Origin of the sequence: Brevundimonas aurantiaca (assembly GCF_014199955.1) — a bacterium.
Lineage (GTDB): Bacteria > Pseudomonadota > Alphaproteobacteria > Caulobacterales > Caulobacteraceae > Brevundimonas > Brevundimonas aurantiaca.
The window spans coordinates 83,194-89,240 of sequence record NZ_JACHOQ010000008.1 but is presented as its reverse complement, the minus strand read 5'-3'; the positions used below and the strand labels follow the sequence as shown (position 1 = coordinate 89,240).

The 6,047-nt window shown below is 67.4% G+C and carries 6 protein-coding genes; 2 read left to right on the top strand and 4 right to left on the bottom strand.

From position 1 onward, the window contains the following. Positions 1-182: 182 nt before the first annotated feature. From GGQ93_RS13505 to GGQ93_RS13495, 3 genes are all read right to left on the bottom strand, one after another. Positions 183-704, bottom strand: coding sequence for a hypothetical protein (locus GGQ93_RS13505; protein ID WP_183217714.1), 522 nt, complete (start codon positions 702-704; stop codon positions 183-185). A gap of 63 nt (positions 705-767) precedes the next feature. Then, the gene (recN, locus tag GGQ93_RS13500) at positions 768-2,465 is read right to left on the bottom strand and encodes a DNA repair protein RecN (RefSeq protein ID WP_183217712.1); all 1,698 of its coding nucleotides are present in this window, start codon (positions 2,463-2,465) and stop codon (positions 768-770) included. Between the two features lie 95 nt (positions 2,466-2,560). Then, the gene (locus GGQ93_RS13495; protein ID WP_054765080.1) at positions 2,561-3,415 is read right to left on the bottom strand and encodes an outer membrane protein assembly factor BamD; all 855 of its coding nucleotides are present in this window, start codon (positions 3,413-3,415) and stop codon (positions 2,561-2,563) included. A gap of 191 nt (positions 3,416-3,606) precedes the next feature. Between GGQ93_RS13495 and GGQ93_RS13490 the strand changes: the two genes are divergently transcribed. Both GGQ93_RS13490 and GGQ93_RS13485 read left to right on the top strand, forming a co-directional pair. After that, a complete protein-coding gene (locus GGQ93_RS13490; RefSeq protein WP_054765079.1) occupies positions 3,607-4,542 on the top strand; it encodes a ribose-phosphate pyrophosphokinase in 936 nt (311 codons plus the stop codon). Between the two features lie 88 nt (positions 4,543-4,630). Then, entirely contained in the window at positions 4,631-5,740 is a 1,110-nt protein-coding gene (locus GGQ93_RS13485; protein WP_183217710.1) for a hypothetical protein, read from the top strand. 91 nt (positions 5,741-5,831) lie between these two features. Here GGQ93_RS13485 and GGQ93_RS13480 read toward each other — a convergent pair whose 3' ends face one another. Further along, positions 5,832-6,041, bottom strand: coding sequence for a hypothetical protein (locus GGQ93_RS13480; RefSeq protein ID WP_054765077.1), 210 nt, complete (start codon positions 6,039-6,041; stop codon positions 5,832-5,834). Between the last annotated feature and the right edge of the window lie 6 nt (positions 6,042-6,047).

Sequence of the window (6,047 nt, the reverse complement as noted above, 5' to 3'; positions counted from 1 at the left end):
TTGCTCTTCCGTGAACCGTGATCGCTTCATTCTGTCCGTCCTTTCGAGGGGCGGACTCTAGCTATTCCTGGAGGAGTTTCAGGGGGTCACGTCAGCCACCCTACCGGTACGGTCCGTTAGATTCGGGCAGAGAGGCTTAGAAACGCCGGCTGTCGGCTTGAATGAGCGCTAGCGGACTTACGTCAATCGGCCTTGTCAGTACCTACATCGTGCCCCGCGAAGGTCTGCTCGAACACATCGGCCGCCATGCGTCTCAACCTGAGTTGCGCGTTGGAGGGATTGTCAGCGAGGAACCCGATCACTCCGGCAGCGATTTCTGGAATAGTGCGTTGGTTTTCATCATCGCCGGGCAGGAGAACGGCGAAGGCTTCACGCAAACGGCTCTTTGCGGCCTCGATCCGCCTCGGCGGGTCGCCATGAGCTACACCGTTTCGCAATTCGTTAAAGCGCTGAAGAACCGTTAGTAGTGCCTCACCCGCTTCCTTTGGGCCGCGCCAGAAAGCCCCGAGCACTTTCATTCGGTTAGCGTGACTCAAGCTTCTTAAAGGATCTGGGTAGACTGCGAGTTTATCGACCACAAGAGCGACTTCGCGCTCCACCGCAAGATGATAAACGAGAACTTCGGCGACACCGATATCGAGGCGTTCACCGGCCTCTGCGAGGCGCTTTAATCCTTCAAACGCGTCATAACCAACCCGCGCCATCATCACTCCCCAAACATATGGCCGCCTAGTTTTCAATGGTATCGGTTCGGCTTTCGCCCCCCCCTACCCGATCAACGCCCGCGCCGCCGCCCGCGCCTCATCGGTGATCTCCGCCCCCGCCAGCATCCGCGCGATCTCTTCCTGACGGCGCGCATCGTCCAGGGCGAGGACGGTGGTGGTGGTCAGGCCGTCGTGGTCGGTCTTCATCACCTTCCAGTGGGCGTGGCCGCGGGCGGCGACCTGGGGGCTGTGGGTGACGACCAGGACCTGAGCGCCGGTGGACAGGCGTTTCAGGCGCGAGCCGACGGCCTCGGCCACGGCGCCGCCGACGCCCTGGTCGACCTCGTCGAAGATCATGACCGGCTGGCGCATGTCCTGGCGGCCGGCGAGCGCCGCCTTCATGGCCAGGGCGAAGCGGGCCAGTTCGCCGCCGGACGCAATGGCGTCCAGCGGGCCGAAGTCGGTTCCGGCGTTGGTGGCGATCTGGAAGCGGACGGTCTCGACCCCGTCGGGGCCGCGCCGGCCCTCGATCGGCTCCAGCGCCACGCGGAACCGGGCCCGCTCCAGCTTCAGCGGGCCCAGTTCGCCCATGACGGCGGCGGTCAGGCGGTCGGCCGCCGCCTCGCGCGCCGAGGTCAGGAATTCGGCGGCCAGATCGTAGGCTTCTGCGGCCTGGGCGGCCTCGCGGCCGGCGGCGGCTAAAGCCTCCTCCCCGTCCTCGATCAAACGCAGCTGTTCACGCAGGCGGATGCGGAGCGACGGCAGGGCGTCGACGGTGGTGTGCAGCTTGCGGGCGGCGGCGCGCAGGGCGAACAGCCGTTCCTCGGCCTTGTCCAGGCGGCCGGGCTCATAGTCGAAGGCGTCGGCGGCGGCGTCCACGGCGGCTATGGCCTCGGCCGCCTCGACCAGGGTGCGGTCGATGGCCTCGACGGCGGCCGACAGTTTGACAATGACCGGATGGTCGCCCTCGGCCCCGGCCTGACCCGCACGCTGGCGAGCGTGTTCGACGGCGCGCAGGGCGGCGCCCAGCTTCTGGCTCAGCTTGTCGCCGCCCAGCTGGGTGCGGGCGTCGGCCAGATCGGCGATGGCCTTTTCGGCGGCGCCCAAGAGGGCGCGTTCGCCGGCCAGTTCCGTCTCCTCGTCGGGGCGGGGGTCGAGCGCGTCCAGCTCGGCCAGGTTCAGGCTGATCTCCTCGGCGCGGGCGGCGGCGTCGGCCGCCTGGGCCTTCAGCTCGGCCAGTTTGGCCTCGGCGGCCTTCAGCTTTGTCGAGGCGGCGGCGACGGCCTGCAACTGCGGCTGAAGCCCGCCATAGGCGTCCAGCAGTCCCCGGTGGGTGCGCCAGTCCAGCAAGCCCACGGTTTCGTGCTGTCCGTGCACCTCGACCAGGGCGGCGCCGATCTCGCGAAGCGCCGTGACCCCGGCGGGCTGGTCGTTAACATAGGCCCGGCTGCGGCCGTCGGCGTTCAGGACCCGGCGCAGGATCAGCTCCTCGCCCGGCTGCACCTCGAACCCCTTGTCGGCGATCAGGGCCAGCAGGTCGGGATCGTCGGGGGCGCTGAAGACGGCGGTGGCCACGGCCTGTTTGGCGCCGTTGCGCACCAGGCCGGCGTCGCCGCGCCCGCCCAGGGCCAGACCCAGGGCGTCCAGAATGATCGACTTGCCCGCCCCCGTCTCGCCGGTCAGCACGGTCAGGCCGGTCTCGACGTCGAGATCCAGCACGTCGACCAGAACGACGTCGCGGATGGAAAGGGCGGTCAGCATGACAGTTGGTCGCCGGTGGAACGAATCAGGATCACGCCGTCAGAATCGAGAGATGTGCAGGGATACACAAGGCTATTTCCCCGCCCCCCGGGCGATCAGCCCGGGATGATCCGTTGCAGCCAGCTCTCGCGCTTGGCTTCGGGCGCCTTTTCCGGGGTCTGGCCGTTTTCGGTCAGCAGGGCGTAGGCCTCGGCGTACCAGGGGCTGCCGGGGAAGTTGTAGCCCAGGACGGCGCCGTTGCGGGTCGCCTCTTCCTTCAGCCCCAGCTGCAGATTGACCTCGACCAGGCGGTACAGGGCCTCGGGCGTGTGGGAGGTGCGCTGGAACTCGGGATTGGCGATGACGGCCTTGTAGCGGTTCAGGGCCGCCAGGGGCTGGTTGGCGCGCTGATAGTAGCGGCCGATGTTCATTTCCTTGCCGGCCAGCTGGTCGTTGACCATGTCGATCTTGACGGCGGCGTCGGTGGCGTAGGGGGTGCCCGGATAGCGGCGGGCCACGTCCTTCAGACCAGCCAGGGCGGCGGTGGCGTAGCCCTGGTCGCGGCCCACGTCGGTGATCTGTTCGAAGTTGCAGACGGCCTTCATATAGAAGGCGTAGGCGGCCGACGGATTGCCGGGGAACAGCTGGATATAGCGGTCAGCCGCGGCGATGGCGTCCGTATAGTTGTTGTTCTGATAATAGGCGTAGATCTGCATCAGGATCGAGCGGCGCGCCCAGTCCGAATAGGGGTGCTGGCGTTCCACCTCCTGGAAATAGTCGACGGCGTCGGCCCAACGGCGCTGTTCCAGCCGCTGATAGCCGGTGTTGTACAGCGCCTCGACCGGGCGTTCTTCATAGGCGAGCCTGGGCCGCTTGTTCCCGGCGCAGCCGGAAATCGTCAGAGCGGCGGCCGCTGCGGCCATCAGCACCAGGCCGGAACGGAACTTGGAAACGGACAAGGACGACCCCATGACGAGCGAAAGCGGGGCCCCAAGCCCAGCTTCCAAAAACCAACGCGGCGATCTCTAGCACCCGCGACCGGGGCGCGCCATGCCGAGGAAATCTCCGTGCACGACTTGCCCTGACCGGCTCCGCTGGTAAAGAGCGCGCCAACCGACACCCGTTCATGGGGGGCGGATGACGGCGAAAGGATGACCAGCCGATGAAGCTGCTCTCAGGCAACTCCAACCGAGGCCTGTCTCAGGCCATCGCCGACCATCTGGACGCGCCCCTGACGAAGGCCCAGGTCAAGCGGTTTGCGGACAATGAGGTCTTCGCCGTCATCGAGGAGAACGTCCGGGGCGAGGACGTCTTCATCCTTCAGTCGACCAGCTATCCGGCCAACGACAATCTGATGGAGCTGCTGATCATCACGGACGCCCTGGTGCGGGCGTCCGCCAAGCGGATCACGGCCGTCATGCCCTATTTCGGCTATGCCCGTCAGGACCGGAAGACCGGCGGCCGCACGCCCATCTCGGCCAAGCTGGTGGCCAATCTGATCACCCGCGCCGGCGCCGACCGGGTGCTGACCATGGATCTGCACGCCGGCCAGATTCAGGGCTTTTTCGATATTCCGACCGACAATCTGGTCGCCATTCCGGTCCTGGCCCAGGACGTGAAGGAAAACTACGCCCGGGGCGACGACCTGATGATCGTCTCGCCCGACGTGGGCGGGGTGGTGCGGGCCCGCGCCCTGGCCAGCCGACTGAACGCCGACCTGGCCATCGTCGACAAACGCCGCCCCAAGGCGGGCGAGAGCGAGGTGATGAACATCATCGGCGACGTCGAAGGCCGTCGCTGCATCCTGTTCGACGACATCGTCGATTCGGGCGGCACCCTGGTCAACGCCGCCAAGGCCCTGATCGACCAGGGGGCGACCGAGGTCTCGGCCTATATCAGCCACGGGGTCCTGTCCGGTCCGGCCGTGCAGCGGATCACCGACGGGCCGCTGAAGGAACTGGTGATCACCGACTCCATCGAACAGCCCCACGAAGTTTTGAACTGCGCGAAAATTCGCAGGGTTTCCGTGGCTCCGCTGATCGGTGAAGCTATCCGTCGGATCGCCAACGAGGAATCGGTATCGAAGCTGTTCGATTAATCTTCGGCAAACCACTTTCGACACGTTATAAGCGCCTTCCAGTACGCGCCCCCGCCGGGGCCTCCTTTCAGTTCTGTGGACGCGCCCTATGCCCAAGGCCTTCATGACCCGCGGCCTTTCGATCGCCGCCATCGCCGCCGCCGCCCTTCTGGCCAGCTGTTCGACGAAAGAGGCCGAACCGGCCGCGCCGCCTCCGCCCCCGCCGCCCCCGCCCGTCTCGCTGAACGAGGGCGTGGCCCAGGCCGCCTCCATCTATGTGGCCTTCCTGCGCGAGGCCGAAACCATCCAGCCGGGCGGCTTCACCGACGCCGAGGCGGTTCAGGCCGCCATCCGCAAGGGCGTCGCCTTTGAGCCCGCCCAGCTGTCGCGCGGCCTGATCGCCTATGGTTCGATCATCGCGCTTCAGTCGCCCGAGTTCGTCGCCGGGGTGCGTCAGTTCGCCGTCGATCCGGTCCAGCGCCAGGAGATGGTCGCCCGCATCGTCGCCGATCCGGCCTATGCCGCAACCCTGCCCGGCGCCGATGCGGCCGCCGGCCTGATCTCGGCGACCATCGCCAAGGACGCGGTCGTCATTCGCGGCATCGCCGAGGCGGTCGAGGCCGACGCCTATACGATCCAGGAGCGCAACGACCCGCGCCGCCGCTGGGCCGTCACCCACATCCCCAACCGCGAGGTTCGACTGGAAACCGCCAAGACCCTGTCGGCGGCCGCCATGCTGCCCTCGGCGGATGAATCGGCCAAACTGTTCGCCGCCGCCAACTCGGGCTCGGGCCTGGAGGGGGTCGAGGCGTCGCGCAAGGCGCCGCCCTATACGCCGCCGGTCGTGCGGTCCCTGGCCATCGCCGCCCTGGCCGCCCTGGGCGCCGCCGGTGAAGAGGCGCGGGCCAATACGGACGCCCTGGTGGTGGAGCCGAACAACGAATTCTGCCTGAACATGTCCAAGCTGATGCTGTTCCAATGCCTGGCGGCCTCGCGCCCCAGCTATGAGGACATGTTCTGCCTGGGCCGCCACATCACCCGCGACCTGGCCACCTGCACCACCCAGGCGGTGCTGAACACCACCATCACCGTCGGCGCCCCGGAAGAGACCGGCACGCCCCCGCCCCCGGCCCAGACGCCGGTGTCCGTCACCCTGACCCCGACGCCGACGGCCGCCTCGGCCCAGGCGTCCGCGCCCCTGCCGTCCGGCGGTCGCTGAGCCCCCGCAGCCCCAGCCGGTTCAACGCGATAAAAAAGGCCCGCCCCGAGCGATCGGGGCGGGCCTCTTCTTTTTGCAGTCGGCGCGCGGCCTATTCGTAGCCGTGGGCGGCCTCGTTGATCACCTGGGACGGCATGGACGAGAAGTCCACGGCGATCGGCCTGGCGACCTTGGCCTGATAGGTCCGCAGGACGTGGGTCAGACGACGGCGCACCTCGCGTTCGGCCTCGGTCCCAGCGTCGAGCGCCAGGGGCGCCAGGCAGAAGTCGATGATGGCTTCGGTTTGGGTCAGAGGTTCCATGGCGGT

What these genes read in the sequence shown, in the direction of transcription:
- GGQ93_RS13495 (WP_054765080.1), bottom strand. Translation starts at nt 3,415, where the DNA reads ATGGGGTCGTCCTTGTCCGTTTCCAAGTTCCGTTCCGGCCTGGTGCTG.
- GGQ93_RS13480 (WP_054765077.1), bottom strand. Translation starts at nt 6,041, where the DNA reads ATGGAACCTCTGACCCAAACCGAAGCCATCATCGACTTCTGCCTGGCG.
- GGQ93_RS13490 (WP_054765079.1), top strand. Translation starts at nt 3,607, where the DNA reads ATGAAGCTGCTCTCAGGCAACTCCAACCGAGGCCTGTCTCAGGCCATC.
- GGQ93_RS13505 (WP_183217714.1), bottom strand. Translation starts at nt 704, where the DNA reads ATGGCGCGGGTTGGTTATGACGCGTTTGAAGGATTAAAGCGCCTCGCA.
- recN (WP_183217712.1), bottom strand. Translation starts at nt 2,465, where the DNA reads ATGCTGACCGCCCTTTCCATCCGCGACGTCGTTCTGGTCGACGTGCTG.
- GGQ93_RS13485 (WP_183217710.1), top strand. Translation starts at nt 4,631, where the DNA reads ATGCCCAAGGCCTTCATGACCCGCGGCCTTTCGATCGCCGCCATCGCC.